The organism is Herbiconiux daphne (assembly GCF_024979295.1).
GTDB lineage: Bacteria > Actinomycetota > Actinomycetes > Actinomycetales > Microbacteriaceae > Herbiconiux > Herbiconiux daphnes.
Window position 1 is genome coordinate 1 of record NZ_JANLCJ010000290.1, and the last position, 804, is coordinate 804.

An 804-nucleotide genomic window follows, 5' to 3' on the forward strand; every position below is an offset into this window, starting at 1 on the left:
TAACAACGATGCTGCTCACCTGCTTGGTCAATATGCTGGTCAATCCTTTGACAAGCTCCATTCTCCAACGCAGAACCGGGTAATTATGGAGGCTTTACATCAGGACTTCGCTAGTCACTATGCTGCGAATCCAGATAGCTATGTGAACATCGGGCCAAACGCTACAGACAAACGCTCACGAGAAATCTGGGCTATGCTGCCGGAGCAGACCCGATATGAAGCAGAAGCAATCTGGGGTGCTGGTAACGGACTTAAAGTCCGCAGTGACTTAGTGAACCTGGTGTTTGGCTTCCGTAAGTACTCCATCGGTGAAGCGTTCGATAAAGCTGACAACGAACAGAATGCCGTGGAATCCTTCATCACTGGAACCATGCAGTCCATCCTTGGCGATACCGCTAAGCAGAAGACTGTAGTGGGTGAACGTGCTGTACAGGAAACTATGTCACTGGTTAAAGACTTCATCGTAATCCGTAACGTGAAGACGATGGTTAATAACCAACTGGGTAACTTCACTCTGCTGAAAGCTTATGGTGTTCCTGTGCAGGACATTATCAAGAATACCAAAGTAGCTATTCAGGCTGGCTTGTCCTACCGTAAGAATGCTGCTCTGCTGATGAAACTCCAGCATGAGCAACGAGCAGGCTTAGGTGACTTCGATGCCAATGAGCAGAAGATTATTCAACTGGAAGACCAACTGGCTCGTAACCCACTTCGTGAGTTCATTGAAGAAGGTACTCTGCCATCCATTGTTGATGACATCGACATGGCTGATACCAATTACACTTATGCTTCTGGTTTACGTGA

Annotated in this window: 1 protein-coding gene; it reads left to right on the forward strand. The window is 47.3% G+C overall.

Going from position 1 to position 804, the window contains the following annotated elements:
• The coding region (locus N1032_RS24740; protein WP_259543175.1) for a hypothetical protein at positions 1–804 on the forward strand (804 nt) is incomplete at both ends.